Origin of the sequence: Vibrio sp. L3-7 (assembly GCF_963898195.1) — a bacterium.
In the GTDB taxonomy this organism is placed as follows: Bacteria; Pseudomonadota; Gammaproteobacteria; order Enterobacterales; family Vibrionaceae; genus Vibrio; species Vibrio echinoideorum.
In genome coordinates this window covers 14,227-35,594 of the sequence record NZ_CAWQUW010000011.1, presented here as the reverse complement: position 1 = coordinate 35,594, position 21,368 = coordinate 14,227, and the positions used below count along the sequence as shown (strand labels likewise).

Below are 21,368 nucleotides of genomic sequence, written 5' to 3'. Positions count from 1 at the left end.
ACTATCAACTACATTAGAAACGCCGAGAACAACCGACTCTAGTCTTAATTGCACCATCTGTCTTCAACCAAGGAATGTCATGAGAACTCCCATCAAACACATGCGCCTGATTAAAGGTCAACCTTGTAGGGTTGAGGAACTGACGAACAGCGACGACGCATTCTTAGAACCGCACAGACATGAATACTGGGAGTTGGTGTGGTGCGTAGATAACTTAGGCAGTCAGAGCATTGATTTTGTAGACTATGACAACAAGGTCGGCCGTATTTTTACCATTGCTCCGGGTCAGGTTCACCGATCTGAACTAGTGGGAGAAAGCGCTCGTTTACTGGTGTTTACGCCAGGCTTTGTCAAAACCAACCATCGCAACACACAGCTGGTCGACACCGTTTTTGCCATGCATCAAAGTCGTCCTCCCTACTTAGATTGCAGTGAAGAAGGCAACCGCTACCTACTGCCTATTTTCACTATGATTAAAGAGGAGTGTGCACGAGAAGAGAGCGACTGGGATTTGGTAGAGTCCCTCATGAATAGCTTTTTGCGCTACATATTACGTTTCGCCAGCCAATCATCATTGAAAGGCGAAGTGCGCGACAGCCGAGTAAACCAAGTGGTCGATTTGATTGAGCAACACTACACTACCCACAAACATTGTGAGTTTTATGCGCAAGCGCTATCGATAACTAACAAGCGCATCAATGAGATCGTGAAGGCTGAACGAGGTAAGACGGTCACCCAATTGATCCACGATCGAATCATCTTGGAAGCGAACCGAGAATTGATTTTTTCGACCAAGACAATTAAAACCATCGCCTTTGAACTTGGCTTCGAAGACCCCGCCTATTTCAGCCGTTTTTACCGTGGCCAGATGAATGAGTCGCCAGCAGAGTTTCGAACTCGATGTGCAGATAGTGCAACATAACACGCAGATCATCCCTTTTTAGAGCCCAGTTAAGTTCGGATAATGCTCCCTCTTTATTTCATCCACATTGGTTACATCCAACTTGTTGGGAGCACTCTCGAATGGCCATCAACCTTAAAACCGATCCTATATCTAAATCTTTTTATCAGTACCTTTGGCCAGCGCTAACTGGCATGGTGATCAAGTCTCTCTTCATCATGGGAGACGCATGGTTCGTCGGACGTGGTGTTGGCCCTGATGGGCTTGGTGCTATCGCTTTGACCATCCCTGCTTTCTCGATATTTACCGCTATCGCGATGATGGTTGGCATTGGCGGCGCAGCGCTTATGTCTATCGAAGTTGGTAAAGGCAATTCAGCGTCGGGTCAAACCCTCTTTAGTCAATCAATGCTCAGTACCGCCGTGCTTAGCACCATTTCAGTCAGCATTGCTCTGTATTTTCTAGACGACATGATTGCGTTAATGGGCGCTTCTGGATACATGGCTGAACTGACTCACGATTACCTGGCTGTAATGCTGCCATTCTTTGTGTTGTACTCGTTAGCTTGGGTCATGTCGTGCTTTGTTCGTAACGACACCAACCCAAAACTGGCGACTTACGCGATGTCGATAGGTGCTGTGGTCAATCTAGTGTTGGATTACTTCTTCGTCTTAAAGTGGGGCTGGGGTATGAAAGGGGCAGCCTACGGTACAGCCATTGCGCAAGGTGTTATCGCTTGTATTCTATTGAGCCACTTTGTACGTAAACAAGGCACCTTGGAACTGAGCCTAAAAGGAATTGGTTTGGACAAACTGCCAAGCATCCTAAAAATAGGTACACCGACCTTCTTTATTGAGGTAACCGCCGCGATGACAATCTTGCTGTTCAACTACGTGTTGCTGCATCAGTTTGGTGAGAATCATATTATCGCCTATGGCTTAACGGCAAATATCGGGGTATTCGCTTTGTTTGTGATGGTCGGAATCGCTCAAGCCTGCCAGCCAATCATCAGCTTTAATCATGGTGCCAACCAGCCAAACCGAATCGAAGCGATTTTTCGCTTAGGTTTAAAAAGTGCCATTGGTAGCGGCTTGGTGTTTATGGTTATTGTGTACCTGCTTGCGCCTCAAATCGCAGCCCTCTATTTGGGTGATTCAAGTGATTTGATTGCACTGTCAGCCACGGCATTAACGTTCTTCTTCTTTGCTGTACCACTGATGGGCATCAACTTAGTGATCGCCAACCTGTTTCAGGCAACGGCCAAACCTAAACAAGCAACACTGATATCTCTTGGCCGCGGCTTTGTGTTCGTCGCATTGGGCATCATGATTTTGCCAAAGCTATTCCCAGAACAAGGGATTTGGGCGAGTATCCTGTTCGCGGAAACCGTAACAGCCATATTCAGCCTAAGTATGTTACGCAGCTACAAGAAGCGCTTTTCTGGCTCATTAGAAAAACAGGCGGCATAGGAAGTAATCCGTTTAGAACGTCACGCCTTTGACTACCAAATAGCACATACAAAAAAGCTCCAATATCGCTATTGGAGCTTTTTGTTTATCTCATCAGATTGAAATGCACATTAGCGCCAGCTAAACATCCGGACTTCGTTACCCTCTTCAGGCTTCTTAGGAATGTTTAAAGACAGCGCCAGAGAAACCACTGCCATTGCTGCACCAATGTAAAAAACTGTCGCAGGGGAAGACAACCAAATCACACCAAACGCGACTGGAATAACAACCGCGGCGATATGGTTGATGGTGAAAGAGACACCCGCGGTTGAGGCCATATCAGCAGGATCTGCAATTTTCTGGAAGTAGGTTTTGATCGCTAATGCCAACGCAAAGAACAGATGATCGACCACATACAGCGCGGCTGCCCACTCCGCCGTTTGTACTAAAGCATACCCAACGAACACACCAATCAAACCGACATACTCGAAGATCAGCGCTTTACGCTCACCGACTACACCAATAAATCGACCAATACGTTTGGCAAACAAGAAATTAAACAGATAGTTGATTAAGAACAGTAGCGTTATATCAGCAGCCGAGTAACCGAACTTCTCTACCATCAAGAAGCCTGCGAATACCGTGAAGATTTGTCTTCTTGCACCACTCATAAACGTGAGTGCGTAGTAGAGCCAGTAACGCTTTCTCAGCACCAATTTCTTATTTTGTTGAGTCTTGGTTTGAAACTCAGGGAAGCCAAAGGTCATCACTAAAACCAGAATAAAACCAATGCCTCCAGTAATGCCGTACACCCAAGCGAAATCCAGCTTAAGCTGTTCCAACATCACCCAGATAGATCCGTACGTTATCAATGACGCGAGCGCGCCCACAGAGATCATTTTACCCAGCATCTCTGGTGCTTCTTCTTTATTCAGCCACTGCAAAGATAAAGATTGCTTAAGCGTTTCAAAATAGTGAAAGCCCGTCGACATCAAAATCGTAGTTAGTAACAAGCCTGTGAGTGTAGGAAATAAACCGGTAATCGCCGTGCCTACGGTCAGCATCGCCAGCGATATCAACATAAAGCGTTGCTCACGAATGAATGCCAAAACAAACACCACGGTAAACGCTAAGAAACCAGGAATCTCACGAACGCTTTGCAACAAGCCAATATCGGCACCATCAAAGTTCGCTTTCTCTATCACGAAGTTATTCAGCAGAGCCATCCAGCTTGAAAACGCGACAGGGACAACAATCGAAATCAGTAATAAAAAGTTTTGCGGCGTTTTCCAGCTCGCTGTTGATACACTCATGACAGCCAAATCCTAAATAGTAATCCAGTATCATACTCCGGTTTTACGGCGATTAACAAACGATTAACTTTTGTTTTTCTGATGTATATAAAGGCTATAAATAGAAAATACAGAAAGCAATAAGCTAGGGGAATAGGCAGTTACGCGTAGAGAAGGACATTAAAATAAGAAGGGAGGAAACCTCCCTTCTTTGAAACTAAAAACCGTTAAAGGCCTTTATAGAAGGTTAACCACTCACCTCGTTCCAAACCACTCACATGTACCCCAGTGATACTATTCGAGGCCGTTGCATTCGTTGGCAAGAATGACAAGTTTACATTTTTAAAATTATCGGAGATTTCACTTTCAGTGCCCGTTTGAGAAAGAATGTAACCCAAGTTGGTTGAACTCCAGCTTGAATTCCCGCTGTCTTCCCACTTTTTAAGAAGTTCTTTGGTCACCAATTGGCTGCCAACTTTTAGAGCCGGACCGCTAATATTTCGGAATTGGTAGTAGTCGGCTCCTGAAGAGGTTAAGGCAATCACCTTATCTTCTAACACATACAAAGACTCGATGGCATTGTTACTCAGAGACTCTGTTACAAGTAAGGTTCTCGTCATGTTATCTACAATATAAAGAGAACTTGCGGTGGTAATAGCACTGGTTTTTCCGTCTCTCGATGTCGCTATCTTGCTAATAACAGCATCAACGGTCAGCTCCCCAAGTACGGTTTGTTGTATCGAGTTAGACACCCACTCAACCTTATTGCTATCCAACCCCAACAATATCTGCTGATTCACGACAATATTGGCTGTATTAAGGTTTAACTTATCAATGGTCATCTTAGTGGATAGGTTAGCCGTGTCGATAACTTCTGCCGCTAAATTACTGTTCGAAAAGTAATTCTTATAGACAATCAATGCTTCACTTTCGTCATAAGATGGCATGACTTGAGGCGAAGAGGCTTTCAACTCATGACGCCAACTTTTCATGTTGAGCTTATTAGCACTTAACGATTTGAGCTCTTGCTGCGAATATATCGAGCTTCCGGTATTCTTAATCGCCAACAACGAGCCGCTTTGTAACAGAGGAACCACTGCTGCGAAGTTATCATTGATGCACGACTCACTTGATTTAGGCGGAACGGCAGGATTAGGTTTTGGAATGGGCGGAAGTGTGCCTCCACTACGGCTGCTGTATGTATCAATCGCAAAAGACTTCACGCCAACATTGTTGTTATTCGAACCATTGAGGCTCGTGAGGAAAACACCATTAGCGCCTTGGCTATTACAAATATCACTCGATGTGGGTGAAACGTAAGCGGTTGGTTTGTAAACCTTGTATGCCTGAACACCATTTAACGTAGGAACTAACTGAATGATTTCACTCGAGTCTACCGGTATTTCTCCGCCTCCAGTGTCACCTCCATGGTCGTCATCATCATGGTCGTCGTGATCATCATCGTCGTCGTGCGAACGGATGCTAACTAAACCAGAAGCCGTTTGAGATGCAGGATCACCATTGATTGTCACCGGCTTATTACGTGAAGAACTATCAATTTGCATAACCACATCATTAGCCGTTAAAAACACAATCTGACTGTTCGCAGGGTTCAACGCTATCGATTTAGCACCATATAATTCTGGCACTGATTGGGAGCCTCTCACGATCAATGAATCTTCAATTTGCAGATGTCTAGAAACCGCCCCAGCCACATCGATAGCTGATAAATCTAGAGTCTTGTGCTCAATCATTAGATCTAACGCGTGAGCAATATTAGTATAAGGCGCTTGCTTGCCGTCACTTTGTGCCTTTTTCAAAGAATTTAGCAACAAATCAGATGAATCTTTAGGGCCATAGGTGGTATCGAGCGTACTGAAATTGATACCAACATGATCACCCAACTTACTTTGAAGTGATGATTTTGCTTGTTCAATATCGTTGCTTACGCCGGGATTAAACATCATCTCACTATGAATCAAGGTCGTGAAAGGTGTGACCAATTCCATATTGGGAGAAGCGGTCAAAATTGCACCATCATATTGCCTCTGTTTCGCGTACCCAGAAACCTCTTCAAGCTGTTTCTCTTGGTCACTGCATACGCCGTTCAGATCTGCATCAGCACATACTAATGAACCTTGATAGGCGTAGCCTGAAGCCGATGTTCCAACCGAACTATCCCCGTCCGAACCGCCACCACATCCAGAGACCATTAAGACACCAGATATTGCTAGTGACAGCTTGCATATTAAAAATTTATTGTGCATTTTTTCGACCGATTCACCTAGTTTATGATTTGATTGATAGTATTTTATTTTGCTATTAAATCACTTAACGAAATAAAAGATCAAATGATATTGATAATTACTATCATTTAAATTAATATCCTCCGCCTTTCCTATGGGTAATTTATAAATTATTTGGAGTTCAGGTGGTAAGGAATCCATACAAATTAATGAGTGTTTCACTCGTTTCCACAATGCTGATTGCTTGTGGCGGAGCAGAGTCAGATCCGAAGCTCAAACAGTCACAAACTAAGCCAAGTTCTCAGAATATTTCGGGCATAGCTTTGGATGGTTATTTACGCAACGCGAAGGTTTGTTTAGACAGAAACAGCAATGCCATGTGTGATTCTGCTGATGGAGAAATTGCCACTACGGACGCCGAAGGACGATTCCAACTAGACGTCGACAATGATGTCGCCCAATACCCAATATTGGTCGAAGCGGTTGCCGGTATAACTATCGATATGGATTCACCGAATCAGCCTATTGAATCCGGATTTACGCTAGAAGTACCGAGTAGCAATTCGGACGTGATTAGCCCCGTGACGTCTCTCATTGCCAGTGTATCGAGAACCAGTGGAATCAGTTTTGATGAAGCAACCCAGCTTGTAGCCAGCGACTTAGGCATCGATAAACAACTGGCTGTTGGTGATTATTCCGCATCAAACTCAACCAAAAGCCGTGAAGTACACATGTTTGCGCGCGGTGTTACTCGCGTACTTCAGGAAGCACAAATGGCTTCTGTTGATGCAGGTGTCGACCAAGTAAATGCTCGAAAAGGATCTATGTACAAGCTGGCAGAGCTTGATTTAGCAGAATTTAAAGCCAAGACCGATTTGCTGTCTCATGGCGCATCAGGAACCGATAGCGCATTGAAACAACTTGGTAAGGAATACCGAGACCAACTCAAAGTTTCCCAAGAAGACATCGATGGCAATAAAATCATCACTAGACCGCCAGCGCCTAAGCACGGTCAAGTCAATGATGCCTCAGACACCTTCGATTGGCAGCTTGTGCGTGGCTTCACTCACAACACAGATTACGAATATTCATTGGATTCAGGGAAGACTTGGACAACGGTAATTCGTAAGCCGATTGTTGTAGGGAAACTGGCGTTCGACAAAGGAGCCGTTCAAGTTCGAGTTGCTGCGTCTAACGTTCGTAATACCCCTGCCGGAAAGCCTATGCTTTCAGACAAAGCGTTTACGCTAACGACAGTGCCTGCTGCTCCAGCCTGGATTACGGTGAATAACGCGATCAATCAATTTGATTGGGCATTTGTCGATTCGTTTAATGAACTAGGTTTGTATGAATATTCATTAGATAATGGCTCAAGCTGGACGCAAGTGACTGAAAAGTCTCAAGACATTCCAGATCTAGATATTCCAGTTGGACATCTAAAAGTTCGTGTAGCCAAAGATGACTCGCTAGGTCACCCAACAGGATTAAGTTCAGCATCAGAACAATCGATGACGGTAACCCCAATCCAACCAGTAAAACCGGTATTGGAATTTGCTAACGACAGCACCAATCAGATCAACTGGCTTTGGGTTAATGGATACAAGGATCCGTCTTTCTACGAGATTAATCTAGGTAATGGTTGGCAGGGCGTAACCGCACTGCCGTATCTTGTTGGCAATGTTTCACTTCCTGGAAACACGATTTCGGTTCGCGTTAAGTCAAATGCACTGGATGCCCGCCCCGCGGGAGTTCCGTTGGTTATTAGCTCTGTATTCACTCGCTCAGAAAATCAACCTATAGCACCAACCTCACCGATTGTTGACGACGCAGAAAACACATTCGCATGGACAGACGTTGAAGGATTTACGGGAAGTAATTTCTACGAATACTCTCTCGATAGAGGCATTACTTTTACCCCTGTAACTAGCAACCCACAAGCTATCCCAGATGAGGCGTTTGCCAAAGGGCAAATCTGTGTAAGAGTAAAAGCAGGTACAGATCCTCAACATGATCCTGGCGAAGCGCTGTGTTCAGACAAGGGCTACTCTGTTACTCCTAGTATGCCTGCCGCACCGACATCACCAATCTCTCATGATGGATTAGATACATTTGACTGGACATTTGTTACCGGGTTTTCAGAGGTAACGGATTACGAGATCAATACACTCAACACCGGCTGGGCAGTGGTTACCACAAAGCCATATCAGCTAAATGACCAAGCTTACGCTATTGATTCAATCCAAGTACGCGTTAAACGAGATCCGATTACGGGTCGTCCTAGCGGTTCAGAGTTAACCAACGATGTCGCGTTTACTGTTCGTCCGTCAGCACCAAGTGCCCCGACTGGTCTGGTGGTTAACGACACCGACAACACGCTCGATTGGACATACTTCGGCGAGTTCACTCAGCCCGAGCACTTCGAAGTCACGCTCGACTCCGGCTCAACTTGGACAAAAGTAACCGCTAAGCCTGTAGTGATTGGCAATATCGACAAGAACATCGCTGAAGTACAATTACGAGTAAGTGCAAACCCTAACAATGGCATGCCTCACGGCGCGTCAGCATTAACAACACAAGCCTTTACCAAAGTGTTTGAAATACCCGCGCCAACCTCGCCTGAAATTGTAAATACTTTCACAGGCAGCAATCCAGTCAACACAAATGGATTTCAATGGGCTTACTTAACCGCCAACGTTGAGGGTCAATCGGTTCGTTTTGATCAAGCGGAATACTATGAGTTTACCAACGATAAAGGTGTCACTTGGCACCCTGTTGTTTCAAAACCTCAATTTATTGGCCCAGAAGCGTACGACAAAGCCAATGTCGGTGTTCGATTAAAAAAGAATGCTAAACAAGGTGTATCAAACTCAATCAGTGACACCCTTTGGGCTACAGATGCTAGTAGTCGCTTCACTGCATTAAAATTCGTACCGATGAAAACCCGTTCGCAGGCCGCTGATTTTAGTTACGGTGGCTCATGGAACTCCTACTCCCTAAATTGTATTGCTGAATACGATGACAAAGGACAAGGGGAACCGACGTTTTGGGCGGAACGATTCTCTTCAGAAATCGATACTGTATTCGATAAAGTCACACAGCTGGATGATTGTGGTATCGCAGGTTGGAATCTTCCAGAGAGCAGTGAAGTGATCACGCTATCACAACGAGACCCCGCAACACTGCCTTCAAACTTAAGAGGTTACTTAGTATCGAATCAGACACAGAATGCATTAGCGGATAAAAATGGCGTCGCTGTCACCATAAACAAAGGCCAAGAATCCCTTGAACAGTATTACGGTAAATACGCATACCCTAAATGGCAGTTGCCGTCTGGGGCGCAGCTAGTCAGTCACATTGATGCTTCAACAACTGCTATTGAAACCCTACTCAGTACACAAGGTTCAATAGTAAAGGCGGCTGAGGCTTACCTAACAACATGGCTAGCGAACAATCAGAAAAAAGCGCAAAGCTACGCGACTTTAGAAACCCAAGCACAAGCTAAAGCTGTTGAACTGGCGGCCTTTACTAAACCATGGCTTGACGAATTGAGTGCAGTGACCACGAAGCTCACTATTTACGACTTTCAGGTGTCGGTTGCTCAAAGCCGTACTGATGCGGAGAGCCTTGAGTTCATTACCAAAGTAAAAGCTTACAAAGAAAAAGCAGCGAAACTACAGCAAAACTCGAACGGGTTAAATGCACTAGTTGAAGGTGCTAAGTTTGCTCAAAAAATGGCATTCATCCAGAAAAACTCGGTAATGCTAACCGATGCCACAAGTGCAATAGGCTCAGCCTCATTGGCTTCAGAGCTGCATCAAGCAAGTTTGGACCTCTACAGTGCCATTTCAGTATTAGAGAGCCAATATGCGCAAGTCACCGACTTCATTAACCAACTGAATACCGCAACTAACGGAATTAGCTCTGAGTTTGATTCGCTCATCGCTCTATATCAAACACTTATCAAAGAGATGAGCACAACAGCCACACTCCACGATCTCGCTCAATCTAAGGTGTTAGCAAAAGATGGACTAAAACAAGCGGCAGACAATGGGTTTAGTGTTTCTCAAGCCAACGCAATGGTAAGTAATCGCTTCGCCAAGTTGGATGAACTAGGAAACTACCTGCCAAGCGACACAACCTATCAACAAGGTTGGCGCTGTGTTGAAGACACGAAAATTTCAGGAAAACGTCGAGTATGGGCACTGCTCAAAGATGGGCTACCGCATGGTGCTGACGATCTTGCCTATGATGCTTCAGCGACCGGATACGCCAGCATACTAGGCAGCAACGAACTACTCGCTAGCACGAATAACAACAAGCTGTGTGGTTTTAGTGACTGGGCAGTTCCGCACTTAGCGCAGTTGCTGTCGATTAACACCAAAGCTGTCGAAGGTTCAAATTCGAAAATGACCTTGGATACAGACGTATTTCCAAATTACTTGGGACTAAAGCCAGAATACGACAAATCTTATTTCGATGATGGAACCACGTTTTATTACTGGTCTAGTGCAGCAAGCGGTGATCAACAATACATCACAAGTTACGACACTAAAGAAAGTAGCCAAACCCTAACTAAAGCTCGTACCGATGGTTCTGAAGACAAAGTCGTCTTAGCTCGATTATTCAGAGAAAAGTCTGCTAATTATCAGTATCTAAATGCGCAAGGAACGGTAGTAACCAATCGACAAAATGCAGTATGTGCTCAAGACACAGACAGCAACTTGGTTTGGCAACTCTTCTCTCGGGGTGATAGTAGCCGTTTCAAGAAATACGTAGATATTGCCCCTCTTATCACAGCACAAAATACCAAGAGTATTTGTGGCAAAGCCAATTGGCGTTACCCGACAAAAGCTGAACTCTATAGCTTATTGCCACTTAACAACGAAGTGTTCGAGTTCAACGAAGCAACTGGCGGTAGCTATGGCTACTACATCACCAGCGACCCAGCACCTTATGGCCGCTTCAAAGGGTTAAATATGACGACGATGGCGGAGACTGATGTGTCTACCGCGAGCTATTCATCAGCTTATCTATATCGATTAGTTTCAGACTAACGACACCTTTATTAATTATCACAGCAGCCTCAGCTGAGGCTGCTTTCATTTAGGAAATAACAACATGTTTAACAAGAAAAAGCAGCGCGGCGCGGCCGCTATCGAATACGCAATTCTCGCAGCAGCAATGTCTGTGGTCTTGCTTAATTTTGTAGGCGGCGAGAATGGTGATCTAACCGAAGCCATTACTGACGCTTACCAAACTGTCGTCAAGCAGCTCAAAGACGCTCAAAAATCAGAATAAGCCCGTTTACCGTAAATTAAAGGAATAGTTATGACTGCCAAGCGACTCATGTTGCTGTCGTTATTTTGCTCGGTGCTCGGATTGTCCGTTTTACTGTTGAGCCAAACCAATAGCGAGTCTGCGACCACCTCTTCTAAACAAGCCGCTAAGCAAACGGTCAAAGTGCTGGTTCCAACTCGTACGATTGAGATAGGCCAAACCTACACGCCAAACTCGTTTCGATGGAAAGAAGTTCCACAGCAAGAGTTAGAGAACTACATCGACCACGTGACACCGGACGATATTTCTGCCGCTCATACGATGTCAGGGCTTGCACGCACCAAACTCGTCAAAGACTCAATATTGTCGAAAGCCGACATTACCGAACCCGAAGGTGGCTACTCGCTCTCATTGAAGTTGCAACCGGGCTATCGCGCGATTTCGGTTCCTGTCGATCAAGTCACGTCTAATTCAGGCTTCATTGAACCGGGAGACAGAGTGGATATTCTCCTACTCGGTTCACAAGATGGTGAGCTACTTCGTTATGGCAATTCATCTCAAGGATTGTACGTTACAACGATAGTGCATGACGCAAGAGTCTTGGCATTTAATAACAAGCAAACGGCAGAATCTTATCAAAAGGCTCGGGAATCGAATGGCTTCGAAGATGGTATCCCTGACGACAGCAGTGTCTCTTTAGAGGTAACTCCCGAACAAGCAAACCAAGTGGTCCTTGCGAAACAATTAGGAAAGTTAACGCTTGTATTGCGTGGGCAAAACGAGGTTCAACATCAACCACAACACGCAAATGCAGTGACGCTGAAAGTCATTTCTCCAGACACAACTCAGGTATTACCTGACGTGGGTTTGGTGGAATTTAGAGCCGAAAATAAAACCGTCAATAATAAAACTGGAGCTGATAACAATGGCTAACATCTGTCGTTGGTGGGGTGTTCTCCTGCTATCAAGCCTATGTGTCTCTTTTGCATCTGCAGCATCAACATTTGATGTCACGATCAATGAGGCGAGAATGATTCTCTTACCTGAAAAAGCGAAATCCATTTTCATCTCTAACACCCATATCGCTAACTACCAAACCTTAACCAATACCAAGGTGATGATATTCGGTAAGCAAGCGGGCAGCGCTACGATCACCGTTTTAAACGAGCAGGAGCGCGTGATCTATACCAACAAGATTCGCGTGACGCATAACAGCCGTGAGTTCAATGAACTGGTTAAAAACAAGTTCCCAGAAGCGTCAGTCAACGCGGAATCTCTGGGCGGAAAGTTATGGCTTAAAGGTCGTGTTCCCTCTCCGATGATGGCACACAATATCGTGTCGCTCGCGAAAGGCTACTTATCCCCTATTGTCGGTTCTACCGAACAACAAGAGAGCTCAAATTCACAGGGAAACAGTAACAACAGCAGTAATTCAACCAATCAAAATCAGCAGACTCAACCCAATGATGATGAGCTGATCAATCAATTGGTTGTCACCATGCCAAATCAGGTCAACATTCGTGTAAAAATCGCTGAAGTCTCAAGAAATGTATCCAATAAGTTGGGGATAAAATGGGGTTCAATCGCTGGCGGTGTGGGGCAATTTTCGTTTTCAAAGCTGCCTAATGTCAGTAGTTGGGGCAAACCGAGCATTACTGCTCTGATTGATGCGCTAGCAACCAACGGCATGATGTCTGTGCTTGCTGAACCTAACTTGACCGCAATGTCAGGTGAAGATGCTGAGTTTTTGGTTGGTGGACAAGTACCGCTACCACTGATTACGGCTGACACCACTCAGATTGAATACAAGGATTTCGGTGTAAAACTGAACTTCACCCCAACCGTGCTCAGTCAAAACCGTATCAGCTTAAAAGTAAATCCCGAGGTCAGTAACATCTCAATCGAGAGCCAACAAGTGATAAACGGAACTAACTTCCCTTCTTTTACCACTCGTAGCGCCTCCACCACCATTGAATTGGCCAGTGGGCAGAGCTTTGCTTTAGGCGGGTTATTGAAGTCGGAAGACATTGAACAGCTACAAAAAGTACCGCTTATCGGTGAAATACCGGTTCTCGGTAGCCTATTCCGATCGACTGAGTTCACTCGTAGAGAAACAGAGCTGATCATCATTGTAACGGCTTACCTAGTTCAGCCAACTCGTTCGGACTCAATGCCACTGCCAACCGATGGCTTAATCCCATTGAGCGATGTTGAACGATTACTGGCACTGCCGAGAATTCAACGTAAAAGAACGTTTAGTCAAGACACATACACCGACAACCAGAAGCCTCGCTTACTGGGTGACAACGGGTTCTACTACTGAGGACATCATGAACAAATTATCCTTATTACTGCCCGCTCTCATTGCGCTTGCGGGTTGCGCGCCAACGCCTACAACCCAACAACCTTCTGTGGATGTGGTGTCCGTAACAAACAAGCTGACTTTAACACTGTCGGGTAAAACGTTATCGGCTCAAGAGAAAGATGACATCTCTGATTTTATTGCTCGTCGAGGCACGCTATCCAACTTAATGGTTAAGATTGAAAATACGACTCAGAAAGGAGAAAACCAAAGCGAAAAAGTTAGGCTTCATCTGATCGAGTTAGGGCTCTACCCTTCTCAAATTTCAGTATCGAATCCATCCGCACAAGGTCAAGGTGATCTCACGATTTTTGTTGAATCTTATCGTGCCAAAGTAACGGCATGTGACGCGGGTAAAACACCAAGAACCACACTCAACGCTTATCGTACTCAGCGCAATTTTGGCTGTGCGAATGCCAATGCACTGGCGCAAATGGTCGCAAATCCAAAAGACCTGATAGTTGGTCAGCCCATCGACAGTGCACAAGGACAAAAAGCGGTGTCTAGCATCGATAACTACTTTGCGCCACCAGCACAAAACCAACAGACAAACTCTGGCTCTTCGAATACCACGCTAGGAGGTTCGCAATGAATCAAGTACACAACTTAACGGTACTGATCGCGGCATCGGAGCAACTCGATACATTAGCGCTCACATACACACTGAATGATTTCGGTATCAACAACATCACAACCTCTTCGAATCAAGAAGATGACGTGGTGAGAGAGGTACTTAAGAATGACGTTAAAACCATCTTCCTCGATGTATTGAATAGCGAATTGCCAGAGTCGAAACAGGTTGTGCAACGTTTAATACAACGTACTGGGTGCCAAGTTATCGCGATTGGTCATTCAACTGAAATTTTTGCTTACCGTGGAATGCTCGCATCCGGTGCCAGTGACTATTTAGTCAACCCTGTGACACCACAAGATCTTGAACACGTCTCCTTTGCTGCTTTGCAACTCAACAACGAAAAACGAAATGAAAAAATCGTTTCCATTGTCAGTGCAAAAGGTGGCTCAGGAAGCAGCACCATTATAGCGACGCTATCGCAGCAGCTTGCCGAACTCGATAAACGAGTAACTTGTATGGACCTCGATTTTTCGATGGGTGATTTAGATTTGCTACTCAATGTCGAAGGCAACACGGCGTTGGTAGAGCTTTTACAATACCCAGAAAGATTAGAACCTCTCGTGTTTGAGCGCAGTGGGATCAGTGTGTCACCCGAGCACACGCTCTTTACCGGTTATCTACCTTTAGACACCACACCATTTTGGCCACAAAAGAGTGCATTCGATCAGTTTACAAAGTTCTGCCTGCAAAGTTCAGACTACTTACTGATCGACATTCCGACCTATTCATTGCGTGACCAGGTTGGCTTTGAAGCGCTTAAAAGTGCCGATATCCGAATCATTGTGGTCGAGCCTACACTCAGCTCCATTCGCAATGCAGGCCAGATAATCAAACGACTTCAAAACCAAGCAGCTTCGCAAACCATTGTGGTGTTGAACCATTGTAAGTCCGATTCCGCATCCCTTATTTCAGCCCATGATGTTAAGAAATCACTTGGTACATCTGTAGACGTCATGATTCCATTTTTGCCAAACCATTTCTTGAGCAAGTCATCGCTTGGTCAGCCTGCCCATAAAGGCAATAGGAAAGTGAAGCTCGCGTTTAACTCTCTACTTGAACTAGTCACTGGTGAGCCGCAACAAGGCAACCGCCGTTTTTGGAAGCGAGGCGCATAATGTTTGGTCAGAACACACAAGCCATTGATCCGATTGTAACGAATAGAGCTCGATCGCATGAAGCTCTCACATCAACACCCTCAGTTCGTGAGCATTATCATGTGATTCATGAAGAGGTCATCAAGGCGATCGACCCATCGGTTGTAGTGAGCTTAAGCGCACCCGATCTTGAAGCTAGAATTGCCGAAATGGTGTCAGATATCGTGGTCTCTAAGCAGTTACCGCTTGGTCACAAAGATGTCGCTCATTCGGTGGAACAACTGCTTAATGAGTTTCTAGGATTAGGTCCACTACAGCCCTTAATTGAAGACCAAGGCATTACCGACATCATGGTCAATGGGTACCGTGAAGTCTACGTAGAACGCTCAGGAAAATTGCAAAAAACGGCCGTTCAATTTCGCAATGAAGAACAACTTCTCAACCTAGCGCGACGCATCGTCAGCAAGGTTGGACGAAGAATCGATGAATCGAATCCATTAGTCGATGCTCGGTTGGATGATGGTAGCCGTGTCAATGTGATGATCCCACCGCTAGCGCTTGATGGAACCTACATTTCCATCCGAAAATTCAATGAGAATAAGCTAACACTGAGCCAATTGGCTCAGTTTGGCGCAATGTCGAAATCGATGGTTAAGCTTATCGATATTATTGTTCGCTCACGCCTTAATGTGCTTGTTGCGGGAGGCACTGGTGCAGGTAAAACCACACTGCTCAATGCGATGTCTTTTAGCATTTCACCTCAAGAACGCATCATTACCATTGAAGACACCGCAGAACTGCGTCTACAACAACCTCATGTTGTACGAGCAGAAACCCGCCCAGCCAATGCCGAAGGCTTAACGCCAATTACCCAGCGAGAGTTGGTGCGAAATGCGTTACGTATGCGACCAGATCGCATCATTTTAGGCGAAGTTCGTGGTGATGAAGCCTTTGAGATGATGCAGGCAATGAACACCGGCCATGATGGTTCACTGTGTACATTGCACGCAAACTCGGCAACTGACGCACTCGTTCGTATGGAAAACATGTTGATGATGAGCCAAGCGACTCTGCCTCTGTTCTCATTACGCCGCCAAATCGCAGACACCATCGATGTGGTTATACAAGTCGAAAGAATGCGTGATGGAAAAAGACGCATTGTTTCGATCACCGAGGTGCAAGGGTTAGAAGGAGAACAATACATCACTCAAGACTTGTTCAAATTCAAACCTTTATCGGAAGATCAACAAGGTAACCTGATTGGCGAATATAAGAGTGCTAAGTGCGTACCAAGCTTCAATGAAAAAGCCAAGTATCACCAACTCGATGCTCAACTCAGAGTTGCGATGGAGCTTGAAGCCTGATGATCTTAGTTCTCACTGTTTTCGTTTTATTTATCGCGATCGGGTTAATCAGGTTGAGCTCAAAGCAAGCCATCGTCAATAAACGGCTGTTATTGGTAAGCGGCAGTCAACGCTCGCTTACAGCTGACGTTTCAATCAAAAAAACCAACCACCAGCGCAGCAACAAACTGCATGCTTTCTTTTTACGAATGAATGCATTGCTGCCAGTTTGGGATAAGTACTTCATTACTTTATCAGCTATCGGTTTCCCAGCATCAGGCCACATGTTATTTCCCCAACTAGCAATGCATCATCAACTTTTCGCCGCTGTTGGACTTTGGTTTGTATGCACATGTGCCTTAGTGATGTACCGCCGGAAAATGCAGGTAGAAGAGTTCGAACAAGGCATCATCAATGTACTTGGCTTAATTTCTAGAGCGGTGGCTGCGGGGCTCTCAGTCCCACAAGCGATTGAACAAGTGTCAGAAACCCAACCAGGGCTATTAGGACGTGAGTTCTCCTATATTCGCGACAACTTAACGCTCGGTTTAAGCCTTCGCCAAAGCCTCGATGATGCATGCGTTCGCCTTCCTTACAGCAGTTTTCGCTACTTCTCGGTCGCGTTGATCCTGAATCAATCCAATGGTGGCCAACTGCGCGACATTCTTCAAAGCTTAAGCAGAACCATGCATGACAATCGAGCGATGAGAAAAAAGGTCAAGAGCTTAACCTCGGAGCCTCGTATGACAGCCCTCTTTCTTTCTATCTTACCCTTGGGGTTATTGAGTGGTATCTATTTGATGGAACCCACCATGATAATCCAATTGTTCAACACAGAATCGGGACAGCGTGTACTAACCTACGCCGTCATTAGCATCAGCTCAGGTACACTCATTTTGAACGCTCTGACTCGTAACAAAAGGTTCTCATCATGATGTATGTTGCCTTGCTTCTGTTGGGGTGTGCATTACTACTGACAGCCGTCGCACACTTGTCTTCTTTCAAACGAGATGTTGTCGCTGAGCGACTGACTCGCGTATCGAGCTACTCCTCTAAGTACACGACCGCTTCTAGCAAATGGCGCTTCCAAGGTGCAAAACCACGACGCCAGAAGTTAATCCTCATTGGCTGGTTGAGTCCTAATGCAGAGATCTATCTTCTTGGCTTAAGACTACTGACGATGGTGACGGGATCTATTGCTTGGTATGTCACTCGAATCCAAGTGCTTAACATGAACTCTGTGGCCGAATGTATCGCAATCGCCATTGTGGTTGGCATCCTGTTCGACCGCATTCTAGATTGGCGCGTGAACCAAGTCCGAATGCAAATTAGCCGCGTTATTCCTGATGCAGTCGATCTGATGGTGGTATGTGTCGCATCAGGTCTAACACTCGAAGCGGTATTTCGCTGTGTCGGTGAAGAGATGCGTGCGATCTCTCCAGCATTGTCACGAGAATGGCTACTCACTGCGACTGAGATATCGGTTCTTGATTCACCACAAACGGCACTTTCAAACCTAGACAAACGAGTCCAGCTTCCTGACATCAACAATATTGTGACCACCATGAATCAAGCGCTTCAATACGGTACGCCTCTCGCTGAAGCGTTAAAGCTGATTGCCTCTGATAGCCGCCAATATCACTTCTTAGAGCTTGAAGAGTGGGTAGGAAAAATACCAGCCAAGATGTCATTCCCTTTAGTGGTCTTCATCATGCTACCTGTCGTGGGCATTATTGTCGTGCCAATCATGTTATCCCTTAAACAAACTCTGGGGGGCTTATGAACAAGATTATTCTCTTGGGTTTAGCGCTGATTTTGGTTGGCTGTCAGTCAACGAATAACGTTGAAAAAGAGACCTCTGAAGATATGAAAGTCGCCGAGGTTGCACTGATGAATGGCAAACCAGAAAGTGCCATGGATCTGTACCGAAAGATGCTGATATCGAAGCCTGATGACCCACAGTTACTATTGCTAATGGGGTCCGCTGCGAATCAAGCCAGTCGTTATGATGAGGCACTGCATTATCTAAAGCACGGTATCGAGCTTAATCAATCGAGCGCGATTTACAGAGAACTTGGCCGCGCGTGGTTGGCGCTTGGTGAGCTTGAACAAGCCACATCAGCACTCGAAGAATCTGTCAGATTAGTTACAACTGATGATGTCGCCCACAACAGTTTAGGCGTAAGTTACTCGCTCAATAAGCAATATTCAAAATCGCGTGAATCTTACTCTCATGCCCTCAGCTTGATGCCATCCAGTAATGAGTATCGCAACAACTTAGCCATGGCTTGGATACTCGATGGTAAACCAGAGCAAGGGGTCCGAATTCTGCACCCAATCTTTGTCCGAGGTGAAGCGAGCGTAAAACTGCAACTCAATCTAGCACTGGCTTATGCGCTTTCTGGAGACAGTGCGTCCGCGAAAAGTATCGCTCGTGCACATCTATCTCAACCTGAGTTCGCCAACAATAGTCTGTATTACCAAGAGCTTGCTGCTAAAACTGAGCAAGGAGAACAGTGATGCTCTCACGTCAAAAAGGTGCACAGACCGTCGAGTTTGCAATGTTGGTGGTACCGTTCCTGATACTGATCATCGGGTTCTTTGAGATCTGCCGCCTGCTGTTGGTCAACATCATCCTTGATGTAGCCGTTAATGCGGGTGTTCGTGAGGCCAAGACACGGCCGATTAGTCCTATTTCAGACCAAGCTTTTGCCGAGACTATCGCAAAGTTCCCACTGATAGATAAGAGCAAGCTCGTCTTGGATCCATCGCCGCTATACGCCGAAAACTTCTCAGATTTAGTTAATGAGAAACCGGTATCCAAAAGCAGAGCAGTGTTAGGCGAGTACAAGGTGTCTTACTCATTTTCATTTGCCTTATTACCTAATCTATCAACTCAGTTTTCTGAGTCTATCGGCAACATGACAACCTTGAAAAGAAAGGTACTGGTTAGTTATGACAACAAATAAAACACCTCGAAAAAAACAAGCGGGTTCAGCAGCAATTGAATTCCCCTTCGTTGTACTCGCACTCATGATCATTTTGTGGGGGCTTGTTGCTACCTACCGCTTATTCAACCTACAGACTCAGCTCGACAACGTAACATATAACCTAGTCAACGCCGTTTCACTAACGCAACTGAAACCAGAGCAAGGCCCAAACGGATTACCTAATACGTTAAAGGATCAGCTTCTCGATCTCGCCGAACGTTATCTTCCGCAAGACATCAAGCGCAGCGATATTGGGTTGGTACTTGAAAGCCGTGTATTTGATACCACTGCTTCGAACTGGGAATACAAGCACATCCATGCCGGGATCATCTGTCAAAAGTACACACCCATCGATCAACTAGAGACACTTATCGTTGAGGGTAGCGGCGACCCTGCGTTAGTTGGAAGACCATCCACCTTGGTTCAACTCACTTTATGTGTGAATACACCGTTTGACTACAAGCGACTCAATCTTCCTAAAACACTCTCAAGTTCATCAGCCGTGATAGGAAAGCATTATGGTTAAACCAATATTCGGCAGCATTGCGCTTAAAAAACAGCAAGGCTCCATGACCATTTCATTGTTGGCGTTACTGTTTCCAGCGCTTTTCATTGCCGTTGGCACCCTGATGATCTCGGCTCAAGTAATGGTTTCAAACCGAGCAGCGCAAGCCGCCGATTCGGCCGCATTAGCTTGTGCCTTTGCTGATACAGCCACACTCCCAATGATGCGGGCTTACCAAGAGTACTATCAGCCAACCCTAAAAGGTGTGAGTGGCTTAGAACCAGAAATCATAGGCTCAGAATGCCGTATTAGCCTAGGTTATTCATTGTCACCCTTACTGCCCAACTTCCAATATGAGAGCTATGCAACCAAGGTAACGGCGACGGGTGGTGGTTATAAAAGTGTGGTTGAAAGCAAGCAATCTTCGATTCCAACGGAGCTGGTTTTAGTACTTGATGTGTCTGGGTCGATGGGTTCAAACATCCAGTCGTTGAAATCCATTTTATCCAATGCATTGAATACGATTCAATCTCAGAGCAATAACGCTAACGATTTAGATTCTGTGAGTATTTCAATTGTTCCCTTCGACTCTGGAGTCGCAGCGCAGCGCCCACCTTGGTTATCCAAAGAAGCAGCCGGTATCTACTGTATCGATGGGCTTAACTATCGTAATGGCAATTTCTCTGCAGCTCTGACCGTCGATAACCTCGCGACTCTGCATTCGCAACAGCCCGTGAAGTTTGCGAAGCCCAACGGCTGGTTATCTGACTGTAACCAAAGCTCACCAATGCTGCCATTAACCAGCGTCTTTTCTCGCGTCCGAAACTCGATAAACAGCCTAACAGCAAATGGCGGTACTCGCTCTTTTCACGGCTTGTTATGGGGAGTGAGACAACTGATCCCTAGCTGGCAACAAGCATGGGGAATCAACGTCAGCACAGTACCTGAAACCAGAAGAAAGCTAGTGCTCTTCACCGACGGTGCTGACGAAGGAGACACGTTTGACCAACTGGTTAACGCAGGGTTCTGTACTACCGCAATCAATCAATATGGCATCGAAATGAACTTCATCGGCTATCGCGTCAGCTCATCTCGAATCGCCCAGTTCGAGCGTTGTGCAGGGAACCCATCACGTGTGTTTAGTGCCACGAATACCACCCAACTCAACGAGTATTTTTCCGACATTTTAGCCGTTGAATACTCGGCAACCATCAAACTCACTCGCTAATCCAAACAAAGCGTTTGATTCGAAACACCTGAATTTAAGCATTGAATT

Annotated in this window: 17 protein-coding genes; 15 read left to right on the top strand and 2 right to left on the bottom strand. The window is 45.6% G+C overall.

What is annotated here, in order from left to right; all coding sequences use genetic code 11:
- The first annotated feature begins 79 nt into the window (after positions 1–79).
- Both AACW75_RS09670 and AACW75_RS09665 read left to right on the top strand, forming a co-directional pair.
- Positions 80–922: a helix-turn-helix domain-containing protein gene (locus tag AACW75_RS09670; protein ID WP_108175139.1), complete on the top strand. Its 843-nt coding sequence runs from the start codon at positions 80–82 to the stop codon at positions 920–922.
- A gap of 101 nt (positions 923–1,023) precedes the next feature.
- Positions 1,024–2,370 (top strand): MATE family efflux transporter, encoded by a 1,347-nt coding sequence (locus tag AACW75_RS09665; RefSeq protein WP_004732825.1) that lies wholly within the window; start codon positions 1,024–1,026, stop codon positions 2,368–2,370.
- Between the two features lie 110 nt (positions 2,371–2,480).
- Here AACW75_RS09665 and AACW75_RS09660 read toward each other — a convergent pair whose 3' ends face one another.
- The gene (locus AACW75_RS09660; RefSeq protein ID WP_145571446.1) at positions 2,481–3,662 is read right to left on the bottom strand and encodes an MFS transporter; all 1,182 of its coding nucleotides are present in this window, start codon (positions 3,660–3,662) and stop codon (positions 2,481–2,483) included.
- Positions 3,663–3,868: 206 nt separating this feature from the next.
- On the bottom strand, positions 3,869–5,854 hold the full coding sequence (locus AACW75_RS09655; RefSeq protein ID WP_237297789.1) for a hypothetical protein: 1,986 nt from the start codon (positions 5,852–5,854) through the stop codon (positions 3,869–3,871).
- 242 nt (positions 5,855–6,096) lie between these two features.
- On the opposite strand from AACW75_RS09655, the gene AACW75_RS09650 reads away from it, so the two are divergent.
- The 13 genes from AACW75_RS09650 to AACW75_RS09590 all read left to right on the top strand — a co-directional run bounded on the left by AACW75_RS09650 (position 6,097) and on the right by AACW75_RS09590 (position 21,320).
- Positions 6,097–10,941: a DUF1566 domain-containing protein gene (locus AACW75_RS09650; RefSeq protein ID WP_145571444.1), complete on the top strand. Its 4,845-nt coding sequence runs from the start codon at positions 6,097–6,099 to the stop codon at positions 10,939–10,941.
- 64 nt (positions 10,942–11,005) lie between these two features.
- Entirely contained in the window at positions 11,006–11,185 is a 180-nt protein-coding gene (locus tag AACW75_RS09645) for a Flp family type IVb pilin (RefSeq protein ID WP_145571442.1), read from the top strand.
- 30 nt (positions 11,186–11,215) lie between these two features.
- A complete protein-coding gene (gene cpaB, locus AACW75_RS09640; RefSeq protein WP_145571440.1) occupies positions 11,216–12,097 on the top strand; it encodes a Flp pilus assembly protein CpaB in 882 nt (293 codons plus the stop codon).
- Positions 12,090–13,487 (top strand): type II and III secretion system protein family protein, encoded by a 1,398-nt coding sequence (locus tag AACW75_RS09635; protein ID WP_145571438.1) that lies wholly within the window; start codon positions 12,090–12,092, stop codon positions 13,485–13,487. The genes cpaB and AACW75_RS09635 overlap by 8 nt, the downstream gene beginning before the upstream one ends.
- A gap of 7 nt (positions 13,488–13,494) precedes the next feature.
- Positions 13,495–14,118 carry a CpaD family pilus assembly lipoprotein gene (locus AACW75_RS09630; protein WP_102496181.1) on the top strand — a complete coding sequence of 208 codons (624 nt, stop codon included), beginning with the start codon at positions 13,495–13,497 and terminating at the stop codon, positions 14,116–14,118.
- Complete coding sequence (locus tag AACW75_RS09625) at positions 14,115–15,275, top strand: AAA family ATPase (protein WP_104214405.1); 1,161 nt, start codon at positions 14,115–14,117, stop codon at positions 15,273–15,275. Before AACW75_RS09630 ends, AACW75_RS09625 begins: the two co-directional genes overlap by 4 nt.
- A complete protein-coding gene (locus AACW75_RS09620; protein ID WP_102496183.1) occupies positions 15,275–16,618 on the top strand; it encodes a CpaF family protein in 1,344 nt (447 codons plus the stop codon). Before AACW75_RS09625 ends, AACW75_RS09620 begins: the two co-directional genes overlap by 1 nt.
- Complete coding sequence (locus AACW75_RS09615; protein WP_145571436.1) at positions 16,618–17,532, top strand: type II secretion system F family protein; 915 nt, start codon at positions 16,618–16,620, stop codon at positions 17,530–17,532. Before AACW75_RS09620 ends, AACW75_RS09615 begins: the two co-directional genes overlap by 1 nt.
- Positions 17,529–18,380, top strand: a complete 852-nt coding sequence (locus tag AACW75_RS09610) for a type II secretion system F family protein (protein ID WP_145571434.1) — start codon at positions 17,529–17,531, stop codon at positions 18,378–18,380. Before AACW75_RS09615 ends, AACW75_RS09610 begins: the two co-directional genes overlap by 4 nt.
- Entirely contained in the window at positions 18,377–19,117 is a 741-nt protein-coding gene (locus tag AACW75_RS09605) for a tetratricopeptide repeat protein (protein WP_145571432.1), read from the top strand. The genes AACW75_RS09610 and AACW75_RS09605 overlap by 4 nt, the downstream gene beginning before the upstream one ends.
- Positions 19,117–19,566: a TadE/TadG family type IV pilus assembly protein gene (locus AACW75_RS09600; protein WP_004732812.1), complete on the top strand. Its 450-nt coding sequence runs from the start codon at positions 19,117–19,119 to the stop codon at positions 19,564–19,566. Before AACW75_RS09605 ends, AACW75_RS09600 begins: the two co-directional genes overlap by 1 nt.
- On the top strand, positions 19,553–20,113 hold the full coding sequence (tadF, locus tag AACW75_RS09595; RefSeq protein WP_054541441.1) for a tight adherence pilus pseudopilin TadF: 561 nt from the start codon (positions 19,553–19,555) through the stop codon (positions 20,111–20,113). Before AACW75_RS09600 ends, tadF begins: the two co-directional genes overlap by 14 nt.
- The gene (locus tag AACW75_RS09590; protein WP_145571430.1) at positions 20,106–21,320 is read left to right on the top strand and encodes a VWA domain-containing protein; all 1,215 of its coding nucleotides are present in this window, start codon (positions 20,106–20,108) and stop codon (positions 21,318–21,320) included. Before tadF ends, AACW75_RS09590 begins: the two co-directional genes overlap by 8 nt.
- Positions 21,321–21,368 lie beyond the last annotated feature (48 nt).

Coding starts and splice junctions, on each gene's coding strand:
- AACW75_RS09670 (WP_108175139.1), top strand. CDS start 80: ATGAGAACTCCCATCAAACACATGCGCCTGATTAAAGGTCAACCTTGT.
- AACW75_RS09665 (WP_004732825.1), top strand. CDS start 1,024: ATGGCCATCAACCTTAAAACCGATCCTATATCTAAATCTTTTTATCAG.
- AACW75_RS09660 (WP_145571446.1), bottom strand. CDS start 3,662: ATGAGTGTATCAACAGCGAGCTGGAAAACGCCGCAAAACTTTTTATTA.
- AACW75_RS09655 (WP_237297789.1), bottom strand. CDS start 5,854: ATGGTCTCTGGATGTGGTGGCGGTTCGGACGGGGATAGTTCGGTTGGA.
- AACW75_RS09650 (WP_145571444.1), top strand. CDS start 6,097: ATGAGTGTTTCACTCGTTTCCACAATGCTGATTGCTTGTGGCGGAGCA.
- AACW75_RS09645 (WP_145571442.1), top strand. CDS start 11,006: ATGTTTAACAAGAAAAAGCAGCGCGGCGCGGCCGCTATCGAATACGCA.
- cpaB (WP_145571440.1), top strand. CDS start 11,216: ATGACTGCCAAGCGACTCATGTTGCTGTCGTTATTTTGCTCGGTGCTC.
- AACW75_RS09635 (WP_145571438.1), top strand. CDS start 12,090: ATGGCTAACATCTGTCGTTGGTGGGGTGTTCTCCTGCTATCAAGCCTA.
- AACW75_RS09630 (WP_102496181.1), top strand. CDS start 13,495: ATGAACAAATTATCCTTATTACTGCCCGCTCTCATTGCGCTTGCGGGT.
- AACW75_RS09625 (WP_104214405.1), top strand. CDS start 14,115: ATGAATCAAGTACACAACTTAACGGTACTGATCGCGGCATCGGAGCAA.
- AACW75_RS09620 (WP_102496183.1), top strand. CDS start 15,275: ATGTTTGGTCAGAACACACAAGCCATTGATCCGATTGTAACGAATAGA.
- AACW75_RS09615 (WP_145571436.1), top strand. CDS start 16,618: ATGATCTTAGTTCTCACTGTTTTCGTTTTATTTATCGCGATCGGGTTA.
- AACW75_RS09610 (WP_145571434.1), top strand. CDS start 17,529: ATGATGTATGTTGCCTTGCTTCTGTTGGGGTGTGCATTACTACTGACA.
- AACW75_RS09605 (WP_145571432.1), top strand. CDS start 18,377: ATGAACAAGATTATTCTCTTGGGTTTAGCGCTGATTTTGGTTGGCTGT.
- AACW75_RS09600 (WP_004732812.1), top strand. CDS start 19,117: ATGCTCTCACGTCAAAAAGGTGCACAGACCGTCGAGTTTGCAATGTTG.
- tadF (WP_054541441.1), top strand. CDS start 19,553: ATGACAACAAATAAAACACCTCGAAAAAAACAAGCGGGTTCAGCAGCA.
- AACW75_RS09590 (WP_145571430.1), top strand. CDS start 20,106: ATGGTTAAACCAATATTCGGCAGCATTGCGCTTAAAAAACAGCAAGGC.